Here is a 581-nt window from a genome sequence, read left to right as displayed (position 1 = left end):
TGAGTTTCACCGTCTACGGGTTCATCCTCATCAACAGGAGTTTCACCGTCTACGGGAGTTTCACCGTCTACGGGAGTTTCACCGTCTACAGGAGTTTCACCGTCTACGGGAGTTTCACCGTCTACAGGAGTTTCACCGTCTACAGGAGTTTCACCGTCAACAGGAGTTTCACCGTCTACAGGAGTTTCACCGTCAACAGGAGTTTCACCGTCAACAGGAGTTTCACCATCAACAGGAGTTTCACCGTCTACGGGAGTTTCACCGTCAACAGGAGTTTCACCGTCTACCGGTTCCTCATCAACGGGTTCCTCATCAACAGGTTCCTCATCAACAGGTTCCTCATCAACAGGTTCCTCATCAACGGGTTCCTCTTCTACAGGTTCCTCTTCTACAGGTTCCTCGTCTACGGGTTCCTCGTCTACAGGTTCCTCTAACTCGAAATCCTCTGATACAGTAGATGTGTTACCCGCAGCATCAGTGGCTGTAGCTGTCAAAATTCCGGCACTGAGCTCCTCACTCGTGATACTCCAGTTACCATCCCCGTCAGCAGTGGCTGTACCGATAGAGTTACCATCTAGGAA

1 pseudogene is annotated in these 581 nt (G+C 50.6%); it reads right to left on the bottom strand.

The window, feature by feature from the left end:
* Positions 1–581, bottom strand: a pseudogene (locus tag P5674_RS24185) (Ig-like domain-containing protein); the annotation flags it as partial.

This window comes from Limnospira sp. PMC 289.06, assembly GCF_032350395.1.
In the GTDB taxonomy this organism is placed as follows: Bacteria; Cyanobacteriota; Cyanobacteriia; order Cyanobacteriales; family Microcoleaceae; genus Limnospira; species Limnospira platensis.
The sequence above is the reverse complement of the archived record's forward strand: the minus strand, read 5'-3'. Positions and strand labels throughout refer to the sequence as shown.